This is a genomic window from Saccharopolyspora kobensis (assembly GCF_900108315.1).
Taxonomy (GTDB): Bacteria; Actinomycetota; Actinomycetes; order Mycobacteriales; family Pseudonocardiaceae; genus Saccharopolyspora; species Saccharopolyspora kobensis.
In genome coordinates, this window is record NZ_FNVB01000004.1 from 427,222 (window position 1) to 448,965 (window position 21,744).

A 21,744-nucleotide genomic window follows, 5' to 3' on the forward strand; every position below is an offset into this window, starting at 1 on the left:
CCCGCATCGACCAGGGCGCGCTGGGCGACCCCAGGGGTGCTGCCGCGGCACGGCGCCCGCTGTCGGTCGTGGTCGCCGGTGGCGGCACCGCCGGGCACGTCGAGCCCGCGCTGGCGCTGGCCGACGCGGTGCGCAGGCTGCGGCCGGACGTCCGGGTGACCGCGCTGGGCACCGAGCGCGGCCTGGAGAACCGGCTGGTGCCCGCGCGCGGCTACCCGCTGGAGCTGATCCCGCCGGTGCCGATGCCCCGCAAGCCCAACGTCGACCTGCTGAAGCTGCCGCTGAAGGTGCGGGATTCGGTGAAGCAGACCCGCGCGGTGCTCGACCGCGTCGGCGCGGACGTGGTGGTCGGCTTCGGCGGTTACGTGTCGCTGCCCGCCTACCTGGCCGCCCGCGGCCGGGTGCCGATCGTGGTGCACGAGGCGAACGCGCGCGCCGGCCTGGCCAACAAGGTCGGCGCGAAGTTCGCCGAGCGGGTGCTGTCGGCGACCCCGGACAGCGGGCTGCCGGGCGCGCAGACCATCGGGATCCCGCTGCGCGAGTCCATCACCAGGCTGGACCGCTGGGCGCTGCGGGCGCAGGCCCGCCAGCACTTCGGGCTGCACCCGCACGCCCCGACGATCCTGGTGTTCGGCGGTTCGCAGGGAGCCCGCACGCTGAACACGGCGTTCTCCGGTGCGGCTGCCTCGCTGGGCCGGGCCGGGATCGGCGTGCTGCACGCGCACGGCCCGAAGAACACCCTCGCGGTGCAGCAGATCATGGGCGCGCCGGTCTACAACGCGGTGCCCTACCTGGAGCGGATGGACCTGGCCTACGCGGCCGCGGACCTGGTGGTGTGCCGGTCCGGGGCGATGACGGTCGCCGAGGTCTCCGCGCTCGGGCTGCCCGCGGTGTTCGTGCCGCTGCCGCACGGCAACGGCGAGCAGGCGCTCAACGCGCAGCCGGTGGTGGCCACCGGCGGGGCGCGGCTGGTGTCCGACGAGGACATGACCTCGCAGAAGGTGATCGACGAGATCCTGCCGCTGGCGCTGGACCCGCAGCGGCTGCAGGAGATGAGCCGCGCGACCCTCGGCACCGGGCACCGGGAAGCCGACCACGTGCTGGCGCAGATCGTGCTGGAGGTGGCCGGCCAGTGACCGCAACGTCAGACGTCGACGCCGTGCTGGCCAGGGTGCACCTGGTCGGCATCGGCGGCGCCGGGATGAGCGGCATCGCGCGCATCCTGCTGGCCCGCGGCCAGCAGGTGTCCGGCTCGGACGCCCGCGACTCGCGGACCGTGCTCGCGCTGCGGGCGCAGGGCGCGCACATCGGCATCGGGCACCGGGCGGAGAACCTGGACCAGTTCGACGCCGCGCCGACGGCCGTGGTGGTCTCCACCGCGATCCGCCCCGACAACCCCGAGCTGGTGGCCGCGCAGGAGCGCGGCATCACGGTGCTGCGCCGCGCCGAGGCGCTGGCGGCGCTGATGGCCGGGCACCGGGTGGCCTGCGTGGCGGGCACCCACGGCAAGACCTCGACCACGTCGATGCTGACCGTGGCGCTGCAGCACTGCCGGTTCGACCCGTCGTTCGCCATCGGCGGCGACCTCAACGAGTCGGGCGCGAACGCCCACCACGGCGACGGCAGCATCTTCGTCGCCGAGGCCGACGAGAGCGACGGCTCGTTCCTGGTGTTCTCCCCGTCGGTGGCGGTGGTGACCAACGTCGAGCCCGACCACCTGGACCACCACGGCACCGCCGAGGCCTACACGAAGGTCTTCGAGGACTTCGTGCAGCGAATCGAGCCCGGTGGCGTGCTGATCGCCTGCGCCGACGACGCGGGCTCGGCCGAGCTGGCCGACCGCGCGGAGGCCGCCGGGGTCCGGGTGCGCCGCTACGGCAAGACGGCGACCGGCGCGGCGGACGCGCGCCTCGTCGACTACCGGGCCGAGCAGGGCACCGGCGTGGCGACCGTGGAGCTCGGCGGCGAGCGCATCGACGTGCAGGTCTCGGTCCCCGGCGAGCACATGGCGGGCAACGCGACCGCCGCGCTGCTGGCCGGGCTGGAGCTCGGCGCCCCGCTGGGCGGGCTGCTCGACGGGCTGGCCGCGTTCGGCGGCGTGCGGCGCCGGTTCGAGTTCCGCGGGCGGGCGCGGGGAATCCGCGTCTACGACGACTACGCGCACCACCCGACCGAGGTGGACGCCCAGCTGCGGGCGGCGCGCCCGGTGGCCGCCGACGGCCGGCTGGTCGTGGTGTTCCAGCCGCACCTGTACTCCCGCACGGCGTCCTTCGCCGCGGAGTTCGCGACCGCGCTGGCGCTGGCCGACGAGGTGGTCGTGCTCGACGTCTACGGTGCCCGCGAGGACCCGCAGCCCGGTGTGACCGGCAAGCTGATCGCCGACCAGATCCCGCTGCCCGCCGGGAAGGTGCACTACCAGCCGTCCTTCACCGAGGTGACGCCGCTGGTCGCGGGGCTGGCCCGCGCCGGTGACCTGGTGCTGACCATGGGCGCCGGGGACGTGACGATGCTCGGCGCGGAGATCCTCGCCGAGATCGACCGCGACATCCCGGAGGTCCGCGGGTGACTTCGACGCGCCGCCGCGCGGGGGAGCGGCCCGGGGTGCGCAGCACCCGGGGACGCCCGGTGCGCGGCGGCGCGTCGATCGCACCGAAGTGGCGCCGCTGGGCGCTGCCGCTGGTGCTGGCCGCGGTGACCGTGCTGGCCCTCGTCCTGTACTTCACGCCGGTGCTGGGCGTGCGGTCGGTGGAGGTCCTGGGCAACACCTCGCTCGACCACGACGAGGTGGTCCGGGCGTCGGGGATCGAGACCGGGACACCGATGCTGCAGGTCGACGCGGGCGAGATCCGCGACCAGCTGCAGACCGTGCCGAAGATCGCCTCGGCCGAGGTGACGCTGTCCTGGCCGTCCTCGGTGCAGGTGCGGATCACCGAACGGCTCCCGGCCGCGTTCCTGGTGGCGCGCAACGGGATCCAGCTGGTGGACGCGAGCGGGATGCCGTTCCAGACGGTCCCGGAGCCACCGGCGGGCCTTCCGGAGCTCAAGGTCCGCGAAGCCTCCCAGGCCGACCCGGCGACCAAGGCCGGGATGCTGGTGCTGACCTCGGTGCCGGAACCGGTGCGCGGCGAGATCACGGCGGTGCTGGCGGAGAACCCGAACGACATCCGCCTGCTGCTCAAGGGCGACCGCCAGATCGAGTGGGGCTCCCAGGAGGAAGCGGAGAAGAAGGCGGCGATACTCCCGGCCCTGCTGACCCGCCCGGGCAAGGTCTACGACGTGACCACCCCGGCTCTGCCGACGGTGTCCTGACGGCGGTCCCGAGACCCAACGCTCCGGCAGACCAAGGCCTCAGCACTCGTCCGCCGGAGGTCGTACTTCTCCAGGTCAACTGCCGTGAGCGTTTTGGGGTGCTATAGCGCCACAAACCACTCACGGGCCCTGACCAGCGCGAACTGATCCGCCGTGGCCGGGAGCGCCTGCGACGTGACCGACCTGGCCGCCGGAGTCGTCGATCGGGCACGGTGGGTGAGCAGGTTTTGATATACATGGCTGGCTAGATCGTGGAAGGCGTTGGGAGCGGGTCATGGCCGAGGCAAGGATCAGCATCCACGAGCCGACCGCTCCGCCGCAGCGGCTGCACCAGCTGCACGACCAGCTGGCCCGCGATCTCCGCGCGGTGCCGGGCATCGAGTCCCGGCGGGCGCGGGAGGAGGCCCCGCAGGGCAGCAAGGCCGGCGTCGGCGCCCACCTCGCCGAGCTGATCATCACCGGCACGCTCTCCGGCGGCACGGTCGCCGCCGTCACCAAGGTCCTCGTCGCGCTGATCAACCGGTCCGCGAGCCGCTCGGTGACCGTCAAGAAGGCCGACGGCGAGGAGATCACCGTGACCGCGTCCTCCGCCGAGGTCCAGCAGCGGCTGGCGGAGTTCTTCGCCGGGGACGAGGAAGCCCGGCGCGCGGCCGAGCGGTGACCCGGTGGGTGCCCGGCACGCGCTGCTAGTCGCGACCTCCAACTACACCGATCCCGGCCTGCGCCGATTGCGCTCGCCGGTGCAGGAAGCCCACGAGCTGCGCGATCTGCTCGCCGATCCGGCCATCGGGGCCTTCGACTCGGCGGTGATGGCGGTCAACGAGTCGAAGGCCGAGATCGAGCGGCGGATCGAGGCCCTGTTCCGCGACCGCACGTCCGAGGACACGGTGCTGCTGTTCATCTCCGGGCACGGCATCAAGAACGACCACGGCGAGCTGTTCTTCGCCGCCTGCAACACCGAGCTGCAGCTGCCGTACTCCACCGCGATCCCGGCCGTGGTCGTGCAGCGGCTGATCCGGGAGAGCCAGGCGCAGTCCGCCACGGTGGTCCTCGACTGCTGCTACAGCGGCGTGTTCACCAACGACATCATCGCCCGCTCCTCGACCGCGATCGACGTCGAGGAGCAGTTGGGCGGCGGTGTCTACGTGATGACCGCGACCAACGAGATCGAGTACGCCTACGAGCAGGAGAAGCTCGTCCTCAACAAGCCGGTGTCGGCCAGCGCGTTCACCTCCGCGCTCATCGACGGCCTGCGCACCGGCGCGGCCGACAGCGACCGCGACGGCGTCATCACGGCCGAGGAGCTGTACCAGTTCGCGTCGCGGAAGGTCCGCGCCATCGGGCAGCAGACGCCCAAGAACGGCGGGGTGGGCCAGGGCGCGATCCGCATCGCGAAGGCCGCGCGCCGCCAGTTGTCGGGCGAGAGCGGGGCGAAGCTGCTGCTCGGCGAGCTGATCGCGCCCGATTCCGCGGCACCTGGAGTCCCGATCGGGAAGGCGCACGAGGTCGACCGCCACCACGGCGACCTGGTGCGCATCGACCCGTTCGGCCACCAGGGACACCTCGCGGTGGTCGGCCGGTTCCGCTCGGGCAAGTCCACCCTGCTGCGGACGCTGATCGTCGGGCACGCCGCGACCCATCCGGCAACGGAGGTCCGGTTCCACTGCCTGGACAGCGATGGCGGGCTGGTCGGCATGCAGCGCTGGGACAACGTCGTGGCCAACGCGATCGACCTGGCGGGAGCCCAGGCGGTGCTCCGCGACGTCGCCGCGCTCATCGAGCAGCGCAAGCAGCTGTTCCACCGGTACGGCATCGAGAGCATCGACACCTACCGAGCGCTGCGGCGCAAGAGCGCCGACCGGATGCCCGGCATCGACCACGCCGACGTGTTCCTGGTCGTCGACGGCTGGGAGACCTTCGCCGAGGACGTCCCGGACTTCACCACGTCGATCCGCAAGATCGCCGAGCGCGGCCTGGCCTGCGGCGTGCACGTCGTCCTCACCGCGCGGCAGTGGGAGAACATCCCGCGCCAGGTGGCGCTGCTGCTGCAGGGGCACATCGAGCTCACCCTGGACGAACCCACCACCTCGCGCATCGACCCGGAGCTGGCCGCGACGCTGCCCGCGGAGCCGGGCTGGGCGCTGTCCGGCCGCCAGCGGTTCCGGGTGGCGCTGCCGAAGATGGACGCCGAGGAGGAGCTCGTCGACCTCTTCGAGGTGCTGGAGCGGCCGAGCGTCGCGCTGGAAGCGCCGCAGGACGCCTTCGCCGTGCCGGTGGACCCGGCCGAGCTGTGGAACCTGGGCGAGCGCGCGCCGCGTCCGGTCGAGGACCAGTACAAGGTCGTGTTCGGCGTGAACGAGTCCGGACGCCCGGTGGAGCTCGACATCAAGGAGACGGCGCGGGGCGGGATGGGCCCGCACGGTCTGTGCGTCGGCGCGACGGGTTCCGGCAAGTCGGAGTTCCTGCGCACCTTCGTCCTCGGCATGATGGCGGCGCACGACACGACCGAGCTCAACTTCGTGCTCATCGACTTCAAGGGCCGTGCGACGTTCCAGGACTTCGCCGCGTCGCCGCACGTGTCGGCGGTCATCTCGAACCTGGAGAGCGACGGTTCGCTGATCGACCGGATGGCCGACGCGCTGTCCGGCGAGCTGAACCGCCGCCAGGAGGTCCTGAACAAGGCCGGTGCGAAGAACGTCTGGGACTACCGGCGGATGGCCGCGGCCGGTGACGAGCGCTGCCGGGAACCGCTGCCCGCGCTGGTCGTGGTCGTCGACGAGTTCTCCGAGCTGCTCGCGCAGCAGCCGGACTTCATCGAGCTGTTCGTGATGATCGGCAGGCTGGGCCGCTCGCTCCAGGTCCACCTGCTGCTGGCCTCGCAGCGGCTGGAAGAGGGCAGGCTGCGCGGTCTGGACGCGCACCTGTCCTACCGGATCGGCCTGAAGACCTTCAGCGCTGCCGAATCGCGCGCGGCGATCGGCGAGCCGGACGCCGCGGACCTGCCTGCTTCCGGCGGTCACGGATACCTGAAGCACCCCGGTGGGATGGTCCGGTTCCGCGCGGCCTACGCGTCGGGCCCGACGGACTCCGGCGCGAGCTTCTCGGACGAGGTGCTGGCCGGGGTGCGCGACCTGCGCCCGCGAGCCCGCGAGATCTGGCTGCCGCCGCTGGACCTGCCGCCCACTTTGGACGCTCTGCTGCCGGAGGCCGGGACGGCCGGGCGGTTGCAGGTGCCGGTCGGGCTGATCGACGTGCCGTACCACCAGCGGCAGGAACCGATGCTGGTGGACCTGAGCGGCCCGGCCGGACATGCCGCGATCGTCGGTGGCACCCGCTCGGGCAAGTCGACCGCGCTGCGCGCGCTGATCGCCTCGCTGGCGCTGACCCACACGCCATCGGAGGTGCAGTTCTACTGCCTGGACTTCGGCGGCGGCGGGCTGTTCGCGCTGCGCGACCTCCCGCACGTCGGCGGCATCGGCGGGCGCCGCGACCGGGAGCTGGTCGCCCGGACCGTCGGTGAGCTCAGGGCGCTGCTGGACCGGCGGGAGGCCTGGTTCCAGCAGCACGGCGTCGAGGGCATGACCGACTACCGCAACCGCAAGCGCAACGGTGCGTTCCCCGACGACGACTACGGCGACGCGTTCCTGGTCATCGACGGGTGGCGGACGTTCCGCGAGGAGTTCGAGGAGTTCGAGCACGACGTGCTGAACCTGGCGGCCACCGGGATCGCCTACGGCATCCACGTCGTCGTCACGGCGACGAGGTGGGCGGAGATCCGCCCCGCGGTGAAGGACCTGATGCAGACCCGCATCGAGCTGCGCCTGGGTGACCCGAGCGAATCGGAGATAGACCGCAAGTCCGCGGCAAAGGTTCCGCACGGCCGACCGGGACGCGGTCTGCACGCCTCCAAACTGCACTTCCTGACCGCGCTGCCGCGGGTGGACGGCGCGCAGCTAGGTGCGCGACCGGACTGGGCGTCCTACACCGAGGACCTCGCCGAGGGCGTCGCCGCACTGGCCGAACGGGTGCGGAGCTCCTGGTCGGGCGCCCCGGCGCCGCCGGTCCGGTTGTTGCCGAAGCTGCTGCCGCACGAGCAGTTGCCGCGTCCGGAGCAGCAGCCGAACCCGAAGCTGGTGCCGATCGGCCTCAACGAGGACGAACTGGCCCCGGTCTACCTGGACTTCGCCGCCGAGCCGAACTTCTACGCGTTCGGCGAGCGGGAGTCGGGCAAGACGTCGCTGCTGCGCACGATCATCAGGGGCATCACCGAGCGGTACACGCCCAAGGAAGCGCTGATCCTGCTCGTCGACTACCGGCGCACGATGCTCGGCTTCCTCGAAACCGGTCACCTGCTGGAGTACTCGGTCGTCGAGTCGCAGCTCCGCGGCAACGTCAAGGACGTCACCGCATCGCTGAAGAAGCGCCTGCCGGGTCCGGACGTGACGCAGGAGCAGCTGAAGAGCCGTTCCTGGTGGAAGGGGCCGGAGCTGTTCGTCGTGGTCGACGACTACGACATCGTGGCCCCGCAGGGCAACAACCCGCTGGCGCCGCTGGCGGAGTTCGTGCCGGTGGCCGGTGACGTCGGACTGCACGTCGTCCTGGCCCGCAGCTCCGGTGGCGCGGGCCGGGCGCTGTACGAGCCGCTGATCACCAAGATGCGCGAGACGTCGAGCCCGGGGCTGGTGATGAGCGCGGAGAAGGAGGAGGGCCGGCTGGTGGCGAACATCAAGCCCCGTCACCTCCCGCCGGGCCGGGGAGTCCTGGCGAGCCGACGGCTCCGCGGCCCGCAGCTGATCCAGACCGCGCACTTCCCGTCGGAGTGACCCTGCCCGGGCCGCCACCCGGTCCTGCCCGAAGGGCCTGGGTTCGATCTTCCTGCGCAGGTGGGCACCAATGGCCCATTGACCCGGGCAGCGAGTGATCCCTAGCGTTCGAGCAATCGTTTTCCTCACTCGGAGGAGTGATCGAGTGGCTCGCGCGCGCAGGGCGATCAGCCGACGCTCGTTCCTCGGCGGTGTCGGTGCCGCGGCGCTGGCCGCTCCGGTGCTGACCGGGTGCGGCCCGTCGCGCAACCCGAACGAGATCACCTTCTGGAACTTCTACGGGCCCGGCGGGCAGCAGAAGTCGCAGAGCGACTGGTTCGTGCAGCTGGCCGAGGAGTGGAACGCCACCCACGAGGTCAAGGTCCGGCTGCGCTACGTGCCGACCAAGGACTACACCTCCGGCCCCACGCTGCAGACGTCGTTCAGCGCGGGCGCCGGTCCGGACGTCTTCCTGCTCAGCCCCGGCGACTTCCTGCGCTACCACAACGGCGGCGCGCTGCTCGACCTGACGCCGCACCTGACACCCGAGGTGCGCGCCGACTTCCTGCCGCAGGTGCTGCAGACCCGCCTGGTCGGCGACCGCGTCTACGGCCTGCCGATGGAGATCGAACCGCTCGCGCTCTACTACGGCGAGGCGGCCTTCGAACAGGCCAAGCTCGCCGAGGGCGACCTGCCGCGCACCTGGGACCAGCTGCTCGCCGTCGCCGAGCGGCTGACCACACCCGACCGGTTCGGGATGCTGCTGGAGACGAATCCCGGCTACTACCAGAACTTCACCTTCTACCAGTCGATGTGGATGGCGGGCGGCGAGGTGTTCACGCCGGACCAGCGGCGAGCGGCGTTCAACGGGCCGGGAGTGCACGCCGCGCTGAAGTTCTGGCAGGACACCGTCACCGCAGGCGTCGCACCGCGCCGGGTGAAGGGCTCGGGCGCCAACGACTCGATCTCCAACATCTCCGACGGCTACTGCGCCATGCAGCAGCTCGGCATCTGGGGCATCGCCGAGATCGCCGAGCAGGCCCCCGACTTCCGCTACGGCGTCATCCCCATGCCCAGCCCGGCGGGCGGCTCCTACACCACGGCCCTGGGCAGCTGGGCGATGGTCGCCAACGCGCAGAGCGCCAACCCGCAGGCCGCGGCCGAGTTCGTGGTGTGGGCGCTGGGATCGGCCGACCCGGCGTGCATCGAGCGGATGCGCCGCTGGAACACCGTCGCCAAGACCAACCTGCCGCCGCGCTACTCCGTGCAGCGCGCCGCCGAGCAGCACGGGGCCTTCGACAGCGGCCCGATGCGGGTGTTCAAGGAGCAGGTGATGGCCCAGGCCCGGCCGGAGCCGCGCTACCCGCCGGAGATCTACCGCGCCATCTCCGACGCGGTGCAGTCCTGCCAGCTCGACGGCGGTGACCCGGTGTCGGCGGCCGAGGCCGCCGCCCAGCAGATCGACACGTTCTTGTCCACCTACGACGGAGCGCCGATCAATTGAGAGTCCATTCGCGGTTGCGTTGCTCACGTGGTCATCTAGCGGAACCTGAGAGCTTCTCCGGACTGCGGGTGCCCCTCCTGATGCATGTCCAATGCACGGCGGAGGGTCCGTCCTCGCCAGGAAACGGTGGTCACCTTGCATAGCGGGATGCGAGCTGGCGCCGCTTCTACAAGCGCGGACGGCATTCGCCGACAGGAACTGGACGGCCGACGACGATCCGACGCCGCCGCGGCCTTCGGGTTCCTCGCCCCCGACGGCATCGGCCTGCTGCTGTTCATCATCATCCCGACGGCGATGGCCCTGGTGGTGGGGCTGTTCAGCGTCGACGGCTTCGGCAACGTCGAGTGGGCCGGGCTGGACAACTTCCGGCTGATGGCCGGTGACGGCCTGCTGTGGCGCAGCTTCGGCATCACCGCGGCCTACGCGGCGCTGTTCGTGCCGCTGGCGTTCTTCGCCTCGCTCGGGCTGGCGCTGCTGGTCAAGGACCACTTCCGCGGGGTGGGGGCGGTGCGCGCGGCGCTGTTCCTGCCGAACGCGGTGAGCCTGGTGGTGATCGGCCTGCTCTGGCAGTTCCTGCTCACCGACAAGACCGGCGCGCTGGCGAAGCTGACCGGGCTGGACGGGGTGTCCTGGCTGGGCGATCCGAGCCTGGCGCTGGTAACCCTGGTGCTGATCAGCGTGTGGTTCCTGATGGGCTACCAGATGCTGATCTTCCTCGGCGGCCTGCAGGACATCCCGCGCGAGTACTATGACGCGGCCACTGTGGACGGTGGCGGGCCCTGGCAGCGGTTCCGGCACGTGACCTGGCCGATGCTGCGCCCGACGAGCTTCTTCGTGCTGGTCACCTCGACGATCAACGCGATCACCGGCATGCAGGTGTTCGACCTGGTCTTCGTGACCACCTCCGGCGGCCCGGCCAACGCCACCACGACCGTCGTGTTCTACGCCTACCAGCAGGCCTTCCAGTTCGGCAGGTTCGGCTACGCGGCGGCGATCTGCGCGCTGCTGGTGGTCGCGCTCGGCGCGATCACCGCGGCGATGTTCGCCCTGACCAGGGGAGGTCGCTTCGATGACTAGGGTGCGCGGGAAAGCCGTCGCGGCCTACCTGCTGGCGTTCCTGGTGGTCGCACCACTGCTGTGGTTCCTGCTCAGCGCGTTCCGGCCGGAGTCGGAGCTCTACGACCTGGGCTGGCCGGGCGAGCTGACGCTGGACAACGTGATCTACGTGCTGACCGAGGTGCCGTTCCTGCGCTACCTCGCCAACAGCGCGTTCGTGGCCGTCACGGTCACCGTGATCGCCCTGTTCCTGCACTCGATGGCGGCCTACGCGCTGGCCCGGATGTCCTTCCGAGGCAGGGGGCTGGCGTTCGCCTCGGTGGTGGCCACGCTGCTGATCTCGCTGCCGGTGATCCTGGTGCCGCTGTTCATCGTGGTGCGCGGCCTGGGCATGGTCGACACCTACGCGGGTCTGATCGTGCCCGGCCTGTTCAACGCCTTCGGCATCTTCCTGCTGCGCCAGTTCTACCTGGGCGTACCCCGCGAGCTGGAGGAAGCGGCGCGGCTGGACGGCTGCGGCCACTGGCGGATCTACTGGCACGTGATCCTCCCGCTGAGCCGCCCGATGCTGGCGGCCCTGGCGGTCCTGTTCTTCCTGGCGAACTGGAACTCGTTCCTCTGGCCGCTGGCGGTGGCCCAGGACGAATCCCTGCGAGTGGTCCAGGTCGGCATCGCCTCCCTGCAGGGCCAGTACGCCTCGAAGCAGCACTACGTGATCGCGGCAGCGGTCCTGGCGGCCCTCCCGACGATCCTGGTCTTCCTGCTGGGCCAGCGCTGGCTGGTCGCCTCCCTCAAGACGACCGGCCTGCGCTGACCCTCCGCTCAGGCCGACTGCAGCTGGTTGGCCGCTCGGATCAGGCCGTCGAACAGGTCGCGGATCACGACCAGCCAGGTGACGGCGTCCTTCAGCGCGTTGCCGAGGGCCTTCATCAGCTGGCCCGCGATCCGCACCACTTGGGCGATCTTGCTGGTCGCCTGGGCGACGACCAGCGGGGCCGCCGCGCCGACGGTGCAGGCCAGCTCGATCGCCCAGCTCACCAGGGAACCCGCGATGGCCGACAGCAGGTCGCGGACCGCGGTGCGCACGCCGTTGACGACCTCGGCCATGCCCGTGGTCAGGCCCGCGATCGCGTGCGCGCCGCCCGCCGCTTCCCTGCACAGCCCGGCCAGCGTCTCCGCCTGCTTGCGGTAGGCCTCCGACGCCTTGCCCCGCCAGGCCTCTGCGGTGCCCGCCGCCGCGCTCCGGTACTGGGTGCTGACCTCGGTCATCTGCTTCTCGACGTTGGTCCAGGACGCCGCGTAGCCCTTGACCATGTCCGGGTTGCCGGACAGCGCGTGCAGCGCGGCCCGGGCCGGCTCGATGTGCTCGAGCATCCAGGAGAACAGCTGGCCCGCGACGTAGGCGATCGGGTCGATGGCCGCGCCCGCCACGTCCAGCCCGAGCGCCACCATGCCGCTGACCGCGATCTTCCAGTCGCCCTTGTCGACGCCCTCGGCGATCGCCCAGCCCGCCTCGAAGGCGGTCACGCCGGTCATGAACCCGGTGCCCGAATCCTGGCTCGGGGCGCCCATGTTCTCCAGCGGGTTCGCGTCCTGGAGGTAGTTGTTGCGGACGTCGGTGCTGTCCTCGATCAGCGGGTTGTCCGAGGACTCGTCGATGCCGAGCGTCATCAGCGGCCTCCCGAAACGATCGAAGCGGCCTCGTCGACCAGCTTGGTGAACGCCTCAGCGGCCTTCCGGTCGGCTTCCTCGATCACCGCGGCCGACTCCTCTAGGTCGCGGTTCATCCGGTGCAGCTGTTCGGCCGAGGTCTGCAGGAACTTGGCGCCGATCTCCTGCGGCGCCTTCAGCATCATGGCGAACGGCTGGCAGAACAGGCCGTAGGCGTCGTTGAGGTCGGCGAGCTGGGAACCGGCGTCGGCGGCGGTGTCGGCGTTGCCCGCCAGCCCCGCCACCTCGGCGGCGTGCGCGCGGACCTGGTCCACGTGCATGGTGAATCCGTCGGTCATCGTCGCCCCCTCACCGCATGAAGGACTGGTCGCCCCAGTCCTCGTCGTCGTCACCGACCGGCTTCGGGTCGGCGGGTTCGGCGGCCGGGAAGCGGGACTCGTACTGGGCGATGATGTTGAGCGCGGGCGCGTCCTCGCCCGGAACCGTGCTCTGCACCAGCTCGGTCACCTTGGAGCGCAGCTGCGCCTGCGCCTGCCGCATGCAGGTCATGAGGAGTTCCGAAACCCGCGCGGGATCCATGCCGCGGGTCTGCTCGTTGAGCCGGAGCTCGGTGGGCACCCCGTTGGAATCGACGGTCACCGCGACCGCTCCGTCCGGGGAGCTGGCGCGCGCAGTGGTGGCGTTCAGCCTGTCCTGCAGCTCGGTGTACTGCTGGGCGCGCTGCTCGAGGCCCTGCGCCCACTTCTCCAGCTCGTCCGCGGCTTTCAGCGGATCCTGGTTGATCATGCGTTCCTCCGGTCGATTCGGCGTTCAGCACGGTAATCGGAGGAATGGCGCAGAGGGCGCGTATCTCGGAAAACGGCTTCCGAGACGTCATTCACACAAAATTCCCGACCCGGGTGGAACCGGCCATCACGCGGCCCGCTGCCAGCGCGCGACGCGACGCTCCAGCAGGGCCACCAGCAGAGCGGCGTCGTGCACCGGCACCATCCGCTCGCCCGCTGCGGTGGACAGCACCACCGCCGGGCCGGCCGGTGCGTGCAGCACGGTGCCGTCGGGCAGCGAGAGCCACGGTTGCGCGGTCGGCAGCACGATCGGCCGCGCGCCGCGCAGCTGGTGGAACGGCACCGGCACGTCCACCCGCGGACCGCCGTTGGCGCGGTGCCTGCGCGCCGTCCACTCGATCCGGTCCAGGTCGATCACCAGGCTGCTGCTGACCAGATCCGCCGAGTCCATGGCGAACCGGGTGGCGATGCGCAGCCGCACGGGCATCGAGCCGAGCTCGGGCACCAGCGGCTGCAGCATCGTGCGGTGGCCTCGGGCGGCCAGCACGCAGCTCACCGCGACCAGCGCCAGGCCCAGGGCGACCAGCGCCCCGCCCAGGGCGCCGCCGGCCATCCCGGCCGACGGGATCAGTCCGACCAGGACGGTCGCACCACCGGCGGTGAAGGCGACTTTCAGCGCGCTCGACGGATCCGTGCCGCCGCTGCGCACCAGCCAGCCGATCTGGATCGCGGCCGCCACCAGCGCACCGGCGGCGGGCAGTGCGGCCCAAGGACCGGTACCGGCGGCCATCGCGATCGCCGCCAGAGCCGCGCAGATGCCGGTCACCAGCAGGGGGAGCACGGCGAGCGCGATGAGGAGCTGGGTTCGCCCGCGGCGCCAGCGCGGTGCCAACTGCGATTCGGGAGTGCCTGACACGAGCTGAACCCTGACAGACCGGGCTGAACCGGACGTGACGAGGTCGGCGGATCGGTACTCTCGCGGTGTGCGGGCGTCGCGGTTGGTCTCGTTGTTGTGCTTGCTCCAGGTGCGGGGTTCGATGACCGGGCCGGAACTCGCCCGCGAGCTGGAGGTCTCGGAGCGCACCGTCGCGCGGGACGTGCTCGCGCTGGCCGAGGCCGGAGTGCCGGTCTACGCCGAGCGCGGACGGGCCGGCGGGTACCGGCTGCTCGGCGGCTACCGCTCGAAGCTCACCGGGCTGCACCAGGCCGAAGCCGAGGCGCTGTTCCTGTCGGGAGTGCCGACTGCGGCGGCTGAGATGGGCCTGGGGGAGGCCGTCGCGGCCGCGCAGCGCAAGGCATCGGCCGCGCTGCCCGCGCCGTTCCGCGACGCTTCTGAGCGCGTGGGACAGCGCTTCCACCTCGACGCGCCGCGCTGGTTCCGCAGCGCCGAAACGCCCGCGGTGCTCCCGGAGCTGAGCCGCGCGGTGTGGTCGGATCTCAGGATCGCGGCGTCCTACGCGCGCGACGACCGAGTGGTGCGGCGCGAGCTCGAACCGCACGGCCTGGTCCTCAAAGCCGGTGTCTGGTACGTCATCGCCCGCCGCGACCAGCGATTCCTGAGCTACCGCGTGGACCGCTTCCGGACCGTCGAGGTGGGCGACGAACCGTTCGAGCGGGACGCGGACTTCGACCTGGGCGCGTTCTGGGAGGAGAAGTCCGAGGAGTTCGCCCGCTCCCTGCTGCGCGAGACCGTCGAGATCCGGATCAGCCCGGCCGGTCTGCGCAAGCTGCACGTGGCCGCGGATCCCGCGGGAGCGCAAGCGGCCGAAGCGGCGGCGGGCGAACCGGGCCCCGACGGCTGGGTGAGCACGCGGCTTCCGGTCGAATCCCTCGACGTCGCCTACGACCAGCTGCTCGCGCTCGGCCCGGAAGTCGAAGTCCTCGCCCCAGCCCGGCTCCGCCGGCGCTTCGCCACTGCCGCCCACCGCCTCACCGAGCTCTACTCCGGCGAAGGGCACCTCCGGGCGGGCGAGCTGCCCGGAGGCGCCGTTGATCAGCGGTAGTCGTCGGGAGAGCCCGGGTTGCCGGGCCACTCGACTTCCTGGATGTAGCGCCAGGCGTCCGGTTGCGAGCCGTCGGTGTCGGTGAAGCCGTACGTCTTGGCCAGGAATCCGCTGGACAGCGACTGCGTGTTCCAGCGGGCCACGTCCGGATCGGTGGCCAGGGCGACGACCGCGCGGCCGATGTAGGCGGGCGATTCGGCGATCCCGAAGCCCTCCGGCGCGGTGGCGGATTCTCGCCAGTTCTCCTCGGTGACGCCGAAGTGGTCGAGCATCATCTCCGACCGCAGCCAGCCCGGGGTCAGCGAGACCGCGGTGCCGCCGAACTCGCGGAGCTCTTCGCCCTCCGCACGCGCCAGCCGGTGCATGGACGTCTTCGCGATGTCGAAGAACGCGCCGCAATCGCTGCGGTAGTACTCCTCGTGGATCTCGGCGGTGCCGTCGGTGAGCTCCACGACCAGCCCGCCCGGACGGCGGCTCAGCAGGCCCAGGGCGAAGTGCGCGGTGATCATGTGCGCCTCGATGCCGACCCGCAACCGCTGGATCCCCTTGTGCAGGTCGTGCTTCCAGAGGATCGGGTTGTCCCAGTCCATCAGGTGCTCGCCGCCGAGGTCGTTGACCAGCACGTCCAGCCGGCCCTGCTCGTCCTCGATCCGCCGGATCAGCTCGCGGACCTGGTCCGGGTCGGTGTGGTCGACCTGGACCGCGATGCCGGTGCCACCCGCCGCGGTCACCAGCTCGGCAGTGTCCTCAATGGTCTCCGGCCGGTCGTAGTCGGAGCGCTGCGCCCGGGTGCTGCGCCCGGTCCCGTACACCGTCGCGCCCGCCGCTCCGAGCTCCACGGCGATGCCGCGCCCCGCTCCGCGGGTGGCTCCGGCGACCAGCGCGACCTTGCCGTGCAGTTGTCCTGTCATGCCTCGGGTTCCTCCTGGCTCACCAATCGGTCGAGCTCCGACCGTGACACCGAATCCGGACACCTCCGGTCGGGATTCCCGCGGCGCGTCCGGGTGTTTCCGACGCGGCGTCGGGACCTCGGCATCGGAATTCGAGATCAGCACTTCTGCCTGCCTCGACCGGGTGAGGCGGTGGCCAGGTACGGTGTCGGTGGTGATCGCGTCCGCGACGCGACCACCGCAAGGGGAGGAACGAACTGGGCTCGCTGCGACTCCGCCGGCGGACCCGCTGGGCAACGACGGAACCGGTCGATAGGAAAAGCGACGAGGTGCGCGGCGCAACACACCTGGTACGGATCCCGGCGTGGCTGCTGGACGCACCGACGTCGCCCCGCCTACGGTCCGGATCAGGCACGGGAACGGCCGCACGAGGCGAACCCGAGCCGTGGCGACCAGGGGGACCGGAATCGGCGGCGACCGGCCAGCGACCATCCCGGCGGTCGACGCAGAGAGCACTCCAGCCACGATCAGGAAGGCGGATCCGATGACGCCCCCGCACAACTATCTCGCGGTGATCAAGGTCGTCGGCATCGGTGGCGGCGGCGTCAATGCCGTGAACCGCATGATCGAGGTCGGGCTCAAGGGCGTCGAGTTCATCGCGGTGAACACCGACGCGCAGGCCCTGCTGATGTCCGATGCCGACGTCAAGCTCGACATCGGCCGCGAACTCACCCGCGGTCTCGGAGCAGGCGCCGCACCGGAGGTCGGCCACAAGGCGGCCGAGGACCACAAGGAAGAGATCGAGGAGGTCCTCAAGGGCGCCGACATGGTGTTCGTGACCGCCGGCGAGGGCGGCGGCACCGGCACCGGTGGTGCGCCCGTCGTCGCGTCGATCGCGCGCAAGCTCGGCGCGCTGACCATCGGCGTGGTCACCCGTCCGTTCACCTTCGAGGGCAAGCGGCGCGCGGCTCAGGCGGAGCAGGGCATCAAGGAGCTCCGCGACTGCTGCGACACGCTGATCGTCATCCCGAACGACCGGCTGCTGCAGCTCGGCGACATCGGCGTGAGCCTGATGGACGCCTTCCGCTCCGCCGACGAGGTGCTGCTCTCCGGTGTCCAGGGCATCACCGACCTGATCACCACCCCGGGTCTGATCAACCTCGACTTCGCCGACGTCAAGAGCGTCATGTCCGGTGCGGGCAGCGCGCTGATGGGCATCGGTTCGGCGAGCGGCGAGGGCAGAGCCGTGCAGGCCGCGCAGAAGGCGATCAACTCGCCGCTGCTGGAGGCGTCCATGGAGGGTGCGCACGGCGTTCTGCTGGCCATAGCCGGTGGTTCCGACCTCGGGCTGTTCGAGATCAACGAATCGGCGTCGCTGGTGCAGGAGTCCGCGCACCCCGAGGCCAACATCATCTTCGGTACGGTCATCGACGACTCGCTCGGCGACGAGGTCCGGGTGACGGTGATCGCCGCCGGGTTCGACTCCGGCACCCCGACGCACAAGAAGCTCGAACCGACCAAGGTCGGCGGCCGCACCGAGGACGCCGAGCCGGCGCCGAGCACCGAGAAGCCGGCCCAGCCGCAGGTCGTCGAATCCCGGGCGGAGCCGGTGCAGTCCACCCCGGTGGCCACGCCGCCGCCTGCCCCGGCTCCGACGCCGCAGGCGGAGCAGCCGGTCGCCGCCCCGGAGCAGACGCAGCAGGCCGCGCAGCCGACCCAGGCCCCGCAGCCGGCGACCCCGCCGCAGCCGGAACCGGAGCAGCCGGCGCGGCAGCGGCCGGACATCGGCCAGCGGTCCGGGCTGTTCGGCAGCGACGGTTCCGCGACCGGCCAGCAGAGCATCTCGGTGCCCACCACGCGGGGCACGGGCTACCCGACGCACGGCGGCTCCACGACCCGCCCCGGCAGCGGCCTGACCAACCGCGCGGTGCCGGTCAACGACGACACCGACGACGACGTCGACATACCGCCGTTCATGCGCCGCTGAAGCAAACGAGCTGTTCCAGGCTCGTTTTGCGTGGCGGTGCGGGCGGCGGAACCTCAGCGCCGGGCTGGCTGCGGGATCCCGTTCTCCTGTACGTCCGATGCACGGCGAACGGGCTGTCCTCGCCAGGCGGCCGCTGCGAACCCGCGGCGGTGCAAGCGTGGGCTGTACGCCTCCGGCGTTTCAAGACAAGACCACAACCGAAAACAGGCGTGCGGCCCGGCCCGCTGGAACCGGGGCCGGACGGACGCACCGCCCGGGGCAGCGGTGCATGGGCGAGAATCGACACCGGGAGCGGCACCGCTCCCGGTGTCGATTCATGTACGGGGAGGCTGACAGCAGTGCGGATCCGGCGCGTGATCACCACGCGGGAGGGCGGGAGTTCCCGGCCGCCGTTCGACTCGTTCAACCTCGGGGGCCGCGTCGGCGACGACCCGGCGGCGCTGGCCGCGAACCAGCGCAAGCTGGCCGACGGCATCGGCCTGCCCGAGGACCGCCTGGTGTGGATGGAGCAGATCCACGGCCGCACCGCGACGATCGTCGACGGCCCGCGGCCCGAGCCGGTGGAGGCCGCCGATGCGCTGGTGACCGCCGAGCCGAACCTGGCGCTGGCCGTGCTCACCGCGGACTGCGTGCCGGTGCTGCTCGGAGACCCGGAGAGCGGCGTCGTCTCCGCGGTGCACGCCGGACGGGTCGGAGCGCGGGTGGGAGTCCTCGTGGCGGCGCTCAAGGCGATGCAGCAGGCCGGTGCCCGCCTCGACCGCGTGGAGGCGCTGCTGGGCCCGGCCGCGTGCGGTGAGTGCTACGAGGTGCCCGCCGACATGCAGGCCGATGTGGAGCAGCACCTGCCCGGCAGCGCGTGCAAGACCCGCAAGGGCACGCCGGGGCTGGACCTGCGCGCCGGGCTCTGGGAGCAGCTGGCCGCCGTGGGCATCGCCAAGATCGGGGTGGACCCGCGCTGCACGATGGAAACGCCGGAGCTGTACAGCCACCGCCGGGACAACGGGCGCACCGGTCGGTTCGCCGCGGTGATCTGGGCCGAGCCGGAGGACGCCGAGTGAACGAGGAACTGCGCCGGGCGGAGCTGGCGGAGTCGTTGAGCGAGGTGCGCGCGCGGGTCGACCGGGCGTGCCGCGCCGCGGGGCGCGAGCCCGGCGAGGTCGAGCTGCTGGCGGTGACGAAGACCTTCCCGGCATCGGACGTGGCGCTGCTGGCCGATCTGGGGCTGACCGAGTTCGCGGAGAACCGCGAGCAGGAGGCGCGCGGCAAGGTCGCCGAGTTCGCCGGGCTCCGCCCGGAGGCGCCGGCCCGCTGGCACATGGTCGGGCAGTTGCAGCGGAACAAGGCGCGATCGGTGGTCCGCTGGGCGGACGTGGTCGAGTCGGTGGACAGCGAGCGGCTCGTCGAGGCGCTGCGCAAGGCCACCGCGAACGCCCTCGACGCGGGTGACCGAACACACCCTCTGGAGGTGTTGTTGCAGGTCAGCCTGGACGAGTCGGAGGGGCGTGGGGGCTGTCGGCCCGACGAGGTCCCGGCGCTGGCGGATATGATCACACTGACGAGTGATCTTCGATTGCGCGGTGTGATGGCGGTCGCCCCCCTGGGTGGCGACCCGGCTGTGGCCTTTGACACACTTTCCAAGATCTCCGAGCGGTTACGGGGAGATCACCCCGAAGCTGTCGAGGTGTCGGCGGGGATGTCCGGCGACCTGGAGAGTGCCGTTGCCCACGGCTCGACCCGGGTGCGTGTCGGAACCGCGTTGCTCGGTGGGCGGCGGTTAACCTCGCCGTAGCCGCAGGACAGAGGGGGTCGAGGGTCGGCCTCCTCGTGCTCGGTGGTAGGAGTCGCAAGAGGAAGGGCATGCCGATGAGCGCTTTGCACAAGTTGAAGGCCTACTTCGGCATGGTTCCGGCCGACGAGGTCGACGACTACGACGACGAGGTCGGTTACCGCGAGCGGTACGCCGACTCCGACCGCGACACCTACGACGGCCCCGCCGATCGGGGCACCCGGCGCCGGGTCGGCACCCGCGGGGGCTACCAGGCGGAAGCCGACGCCGAGCCGGACTTCGTCGAGGACTACCGGGAACCACCGGCGTCGCGCCCGCGACGGCAGTGGGCCGCGGAGCCCCCGGCGCGCAGCAGCGCGCTGCCCACCGACCAGCCGCGCGAGAACGTCTCGCGGCTGCGGGCGGTCACCGACACGGGCACCCAGTTCAACTTGAGCAAGATCACAACCCTGCACCCGCGCAGCTACAGCGAGGCGCGCACGATCGGCGAGCAGTACCGGGACGGCACGCCGGTGATCATGAACCTGACGGAGATGGAGGAGGCCGACGCGAAGCGCCTGGTCGACTTCGCCGCCGGGTTGGCGTTCGCGCTGCGGGGCTCGATCGAGAAGGTGACCAACCGCGTGTTCTTGCTCTCACCGCCCAACGTGGACGTCGCGGCGGAGGACAAGCGGCGGCTCGCCGAGGGTGCCTTTTTCAACTACGGGTGAGTGGTGGCACAGTTGAGGCGTGAACCCGGTGCAGATCGTCCTGTTTTACGTTCTGTTCTTCTTCTGGCTCCTGCTCACGGCCCGTATCGTGATCGAACTCGTTCGAGTGTTCGCTCGCGATTGGCGGCCCGTCGGGGGGGTTGCAATCGCGTTGGAGAGCATCTACACAGTGACCGACCCACCCGTAAAGTTGGTGCGTCGGGTGATTCCGACGGTCCGGATCGGCGGCGTCGGACTGGACCTATCGATTATGGTGCTGCTGCTGGTCGTGTTCATACTGATGCGACTGGTGCAGCCCGGGTGACGGGGAACCCGGGCTACCCGCAGCCGAGGAGTGCGTGAGGTGATCTTGTGGGCCTGACCCCCGCCGACGTGCATAACGTCGCGTTCAGCAAACCTCCGATCGGTAAGCGGGGCTACAACGAGGACGAGGTGGACGCATTCCTCGACCTGGTTGAAGCCGAGCTTGCCCGGCTGGTGGAGGAGAACAACGACCTGCGCGGCCAGGTCGAGCAGCTGGAGTCCCAGCTGCAGACCGCGCAGGTGGACTTGGAGGACGCCCGCAGCCAGGCGGCGTCCGCTTCCTCGACCCCGGTCCCGACGGAGGAACCGCGCCGGCTCACCCCGGTCCCGGCGCCGACCGCTGCCGAGCAGACTTCGCCCGGTGGTGACCACCACGTGCAGGCCGCCAAGGTGCTGGGCCTCGCGCAGGAGATGGCCGACCGGCTGACCGGTGAGGCCAAGGCCGAGGCCGACGGCATGCTGGCCGAAGCGCGGACGAAGTCCGAGCAGCTGCTCTCGGAAGCGCGCTCGAAGTCCGACAGCATGGTCAACGAGTCCCGGACCCGTGCCGAGACGATGCTCAACGACGCCCGCACGCGGGCCGAGACGTTGGAGCGGCAGGCCCGTGAGAAGGCCGCCAACCTGGAGCGCGACGCTCAGCGCAAGCACGCCGAGGTGATGGGCAACATCACGTCGGAGAAGAACGCCCTCGAGAAGAAGATCGAGACCCTGCGCACGTTCGAGCGCGAGTACCGCACTCGACTGCAGACCTACCTGGAGTCGCAGCTGCGCGAACTGCAGGACCGGGGATCGGCGGCGCCTGCCGAGAGCAGCAGCCGTTCCGGTCAGCAGGCCAGCTACAGCTTCGGGGCACGTGCGGCCGAAGCAGGCTGACGAGACTGTCCGCATCGGCGGCGACGGGCGGCGCGCCCGTCGCCGCTGGTGTGCTTCCGGGGCGC

At 71.2% G+C, this 21,744-nt stretch carries 20 protein-coding genes; 15 read left to right on the forward strand and 5 right to left on the reverse strand.

Going from position 1 to position 21,744, the window contains the following annotated elements; genetic code table 11:
- Nucleotides 1-5: 5 nt before the first annotated feature.
- From murG to C4T78_RS14865, 8 genes are all read left to right on the forward strand, one after another.
- Nucleotides 6-1,136, forward strand: a complete 1,131-nt coding sequence (gene murG, locus C4T78_RS14830; RefSeq protein WP_235863110.1) for an undecaprenyldiphospho-muramoylpentapeptide beta-N-acetylglucosaminyltransferase — start codon at nucleotides 6-8, stop codon at nucleotides 1,134-1,136.
- A 65-nt stretch (nucleotides 1,137-1,201) separates the two neighbouring features.
- Nucleotides 1,202-2,566, forward strand: a complete 1,365-nt coding sequence (murC, locus tag C4T78_RS14835; protein WP_235863111.1) for a UDP-N-acetylmuramate--L-alanine ligase — start codon at nucleotides 1,202-1,204, stop codon at nucleotides 2,564-2,566.
- Nucleotides 2,563-3,309 carry a cell division protein FtsQ/DivIB gene (locus tag C4T78_RS14840; protein ID WP_093344957.1) on the forward strand — a complete coding sequence of 249 codons (747 nt, stop codon included), beginning with the start codon at nucleotides 2,563-2,565 and terminating at the stop codon, nucleotides 3,307-3,309. Before murC ends, C4T78_RS14840 begins: the two co-directional genes overlap by 4 nt.
- A 274-nt stretch (nucleotides 3,310-3,583) precedes the next feature.
- Nucleotides 3,584-3,970: an effector-associated constant component EACC1 gene (locus tag C4T78_RS14845; protein ID WP_093344959.1), complete on the forward strand. Its 387-nt coding sequence runs from the start codon at nucleotides 3,584-3,586 to the stop codon at nucleotides 3,968-3,970.
- A gap of 4 nt (nucleotides 3,971-3,974) precedes the next feature.
- Complete coding sequence (gene eccCb, locus C4T78_RS14850) at nucleotides 3,975-8,132, forward strand: type VII secretion protein EccCb (RefSeq protein WP_093344962.1); 4,158 nt, start codon at nucleotides 3,975-3,977, stop codon at nucleotides 8,130-8,132.
- A 145-nt stretch (nucleotides 8,133-8,277) separates the two neighbouring features.
- Nucleotides 8,278-9,615 (forward strand): ABC transporter substrate-binding protein, encoded by a 1,338-nt coding sequence (locus C4T78_RS14855; RefSeq protein WP_235862948.1) that lies wholly within the window; start codon nucleotides 8,278-8,280, stop codon nucleotides 9,613-9,615.
- A gap of 147 nt (nucleotides 9,616-9,762) precedes the next feature.
- Nucleotides 9,763-10,692, forward strand: a complete 930-nt coding sequence (locus tag C4T78_RS14860; RefSeq protein ID WP_093344965.1) for a carbohydrate ABC transporter permease — start codon at nucleotides 9,763-9,765, stop codon at nucleotides 10,690-10,692.
- Nucleotides 10,685-11,485 (forward strand): carbohydrate ABC transporter permease, encoded by an 801-nt coding sequence (locus C4T78_RS14865; protein WP_093160615.1) that lies wholly within the window; start codon nucleotides 10,685-10,687, stop codon nucleotides 11,483-11,485. Before C4T78_RS14860 ends, C4T78_RS14865 begins: the two co-directional genes overlap by 8 nt.
- An 8-nt stretch (nucleotides 11,486-11,493) precedes the next feature.
- On the opposite strand, the gene C4T78_RS14870 is transcribed toward C4T78_RS14865, so the two are convergent.
- The 4 genes from C4T78_RS14870 to C4T78_RS14885 all read right to left on the reverse strand — a co-directional run bounded on the left by C4T78_RS14870 (nucleotide 11,494) and on the right by C4T78_RS14885 (nucleotide 14,043).
- Nucleotides 11,494-12,342: a WXG100-like domain-containing protein gene (locus C4T78_RS14870; protein ID WP_093344967.1), complete on the reverse strand. Its 849-nt coding sequence runs from the start codon at nucleotides 12,340-12,342 to the stop codon at nucleotides 11,494-11,496.
- Nucleotides 12,342-12,680 (reverse strand): type VII secretion target, encoded by a 339-nt coding sequence (locus tag C4T78_RS14875; RefSeq protein ID WP_093160620.1) that lies wholly within the window; start codon nucleotides 12,678-12,680, stop codon nucleotides 12,342-12,344. Before C4T78_RS14875 ends, C4T78_RS14870 begins: the two co-directional genes overlap by 1 nt.
- 10 nt (nucleotides 12,681-12,690) lie before the next feature.
- Complete coding sequence (locus tag C4T78_RS14880) at nucleotides 12,691-13,128, reverse strand: YbaB/EbfC family nucleoid-associated protein (protein ID WP_093344969.1); 438 nt, start codon at nucleotides 13,126-13,128, stop codon at nucleotides 12,691-12,693.
- Nucleotides 13,129-13,254: 126 nt separating this feature from the next.
- Nucleotides 13,255-14,043 carry a hypothetical protein gene (locus C4T78_RS14885; RefSeq protein WP_143185707.1) on the reverse strand — a complete coding sequence of 263 codons (789 nt, stop codon included), beginning with the start codon at nucleotides 14,041-14,043 and terminating at the stop codon, nucleotides 13,255-13,257.
- 67 nt (nucleotides 14,044-14,110) lie between these two features.
- Between C4T78_RS14885 and C4T78_RS14890 the strand changes: the two genes are divergently transcribed.
- A complete protein-coding gene (locus C4T78_RS14890) occupies nucleotides 14,111-15,130 on the forward strand; it encodes a helix-turn-helix transcriptional regulator (protein WP_093344974.1) in 1,020 nt (339 codons plus the stop codon).
- Here C4T78_RS14890 and C4T78_RS14895 read toward each other — a convergent pair.
- Entirely contained in the window at nucleotides 15,121-16,041 is a 921-nt protein-coding gene (locus C4T78_RS14895; RefSeq protein WP_093344976.1) for an SDR family oxidoreductase, read from the reverse strand. The two genes, C4T78_RS14890 and C4T78_RS14895, sit on opposite strands and share 10 nt — an antisense overlap.
- Nucleotides 16,042-16,564: 523 nt before the next feature.
- On the opposite strand from C4T78_RS14895, the gene ftsZ reads away from it, so the two are divergent.
- From ftsZ to wag31, 6 genes are all read left to right on the forward strand, one after another.
- The gene (gene ftsZ, locus C4T78_RS14900; protein ID WP_093344978.1) at nucleotides 16,565-18,007 is read left to right on the forward strand and encodes a cell division protein FtsZ; all 1,443 of its coding nucleotides are present in this window, start codon (nucleotides 16,565-16,567) and stop codon (nucleotides 18,005-18,007) included.
- A gap of 338 nt (nucleotides 18,008-18,345) precedes the next feature.
- Entirely contained in the window at nucleotides 18,346-19,065 is a 720-nt protein-coding gene (gene pgeF / locus C4T78_RS14905; protein WP_093344979.1) for a peptidoglycan editing factor PgeF, read from the forward strand.
- Nucleotides 19,062-19,796: a YggS family pyridoxal phosphate-dependent enzyme gene (locus C4T78_RS14910; RefSeq protein ID WP_093344982.1), complete on the forward strand. Its 735-nt coding sequence runs from the start codon at nucleotides 19,062-19,064 to the stop codon at nucleotides 19,794-19,796. Before pgeF ends, C4T78_RS14910 begins: the two co-directional genes overlap by 4 nt.
- A 74-nt stretch (nucleotides 19,797-19,870) precedes the next feature.
- Complete coding sequence (locus C4T78_RS14915) at nucleotides 19,871-20,503, forward strand: cell division protein SepF (RefSeq protein WP_093348176.1); 633 nt, start codon at nucleotides 19,871-19,873, stop codon at nucleotides 20,501-20,503.
- Between the two features lie 19 nt (nucleotides 20,504-20,522).
- Complete coding sequence (locus C4T78_RS14920; RefSeq protein ID WP_093160639.1) at nucleotides 20,523-20,807, forward strand: YggT family protein; 285 nt, start codon at nucleotides 20,523-20,525, stop codon at nucleotides 20,805-20,807.
- Nucleotides 20,808-20,854: 47 nt separating this feature from the next.
- Complete coding sequence (gene wag31, locus C4T78_RS14925; RefSeq protein ID WP_093344984.1) at nucleotides 20,855-21,679, forward strand: DivIVA-like cell division protein Wag31; 825 nt, start codon at nucleotides 20,855-20,857, stop codon at nucleotides 21,677-21,679.
- Nucleotides 21,680-21,744: the final 65 nt, after the last annotated feature.

Bases quoted from the DNA above. Each gene is read 5' to 3' on its own strand.
- murC (WP_235863111.1), top strand. From the start codon at position 1,202: ATGAGCGGCATCGCGCGCATCCTGCTGGCCCGCGGCCAGCAGGTGTCC.
- C4T78_RS14845 (WP_093344959.1), top strand. From the start codon at position 3,584: ATGGCCGAGGCAAGGATCAGCATCCACGAGCCGACCGCTCCGCCGCAG.
- C4T78_RS14860 (WP_093344965.1), top strand. From the start codon at position 9,763: ATGCGAGCTGGCGCCGCTTCTACAAGCGCGGACGGCATTCGCCGACAG.
- C4T78_RS14865 (WP_093160615.1), top strand. From the start codon at position 10,685: ATGACTAGGGTGCGCGGGAAAGCCGTCGCGGCCTACCTGCTGGCGTTC.
- C4T78_RS14870 (WP_093344967.1), bottom strand. From the start codon at position 12,342: ATGACGCTCGGCATCGACGAGTCCTCGGACAACCCGCTGATCGAGGAC.
- C4T78_RS14875 (WP_093160620.1), bottom strand. From the start codon at position 12,680: ATGACCGACGGATTCACCATGCACGTGGACCAGGTCCGCGCGCACGCC.
- C4T78_RS14880 (WP_093344969.1), bottom strand. From the start codon at position 13,128: ATGATCAACCAGGATCCGCTGAAAGCCGCGGACGAGCTGGAGAAGTGG.
- C4T78_RS14895 (WP_093344976.1), bottom strand. From the start codon at position 16,041: ATGACAGGACAACTGCACGGCAAGGTCGCGCTGGTCGCCGGAGCCACC.
- ftsZ (WP_093344978.1), top strand. From the start codon at position 16,565: ATGACGCCCCCGCACAACTATCTCGCGGTGATCAAGGTCGTCGGCATC.
- C4T78_RS14915 (WP_093348176.1), top strand. From the start codon at position 19,871: ATGAGCGCTTTGCACAAGTTGAAGGCCTACTTCGGCATGGTTCCGGCC.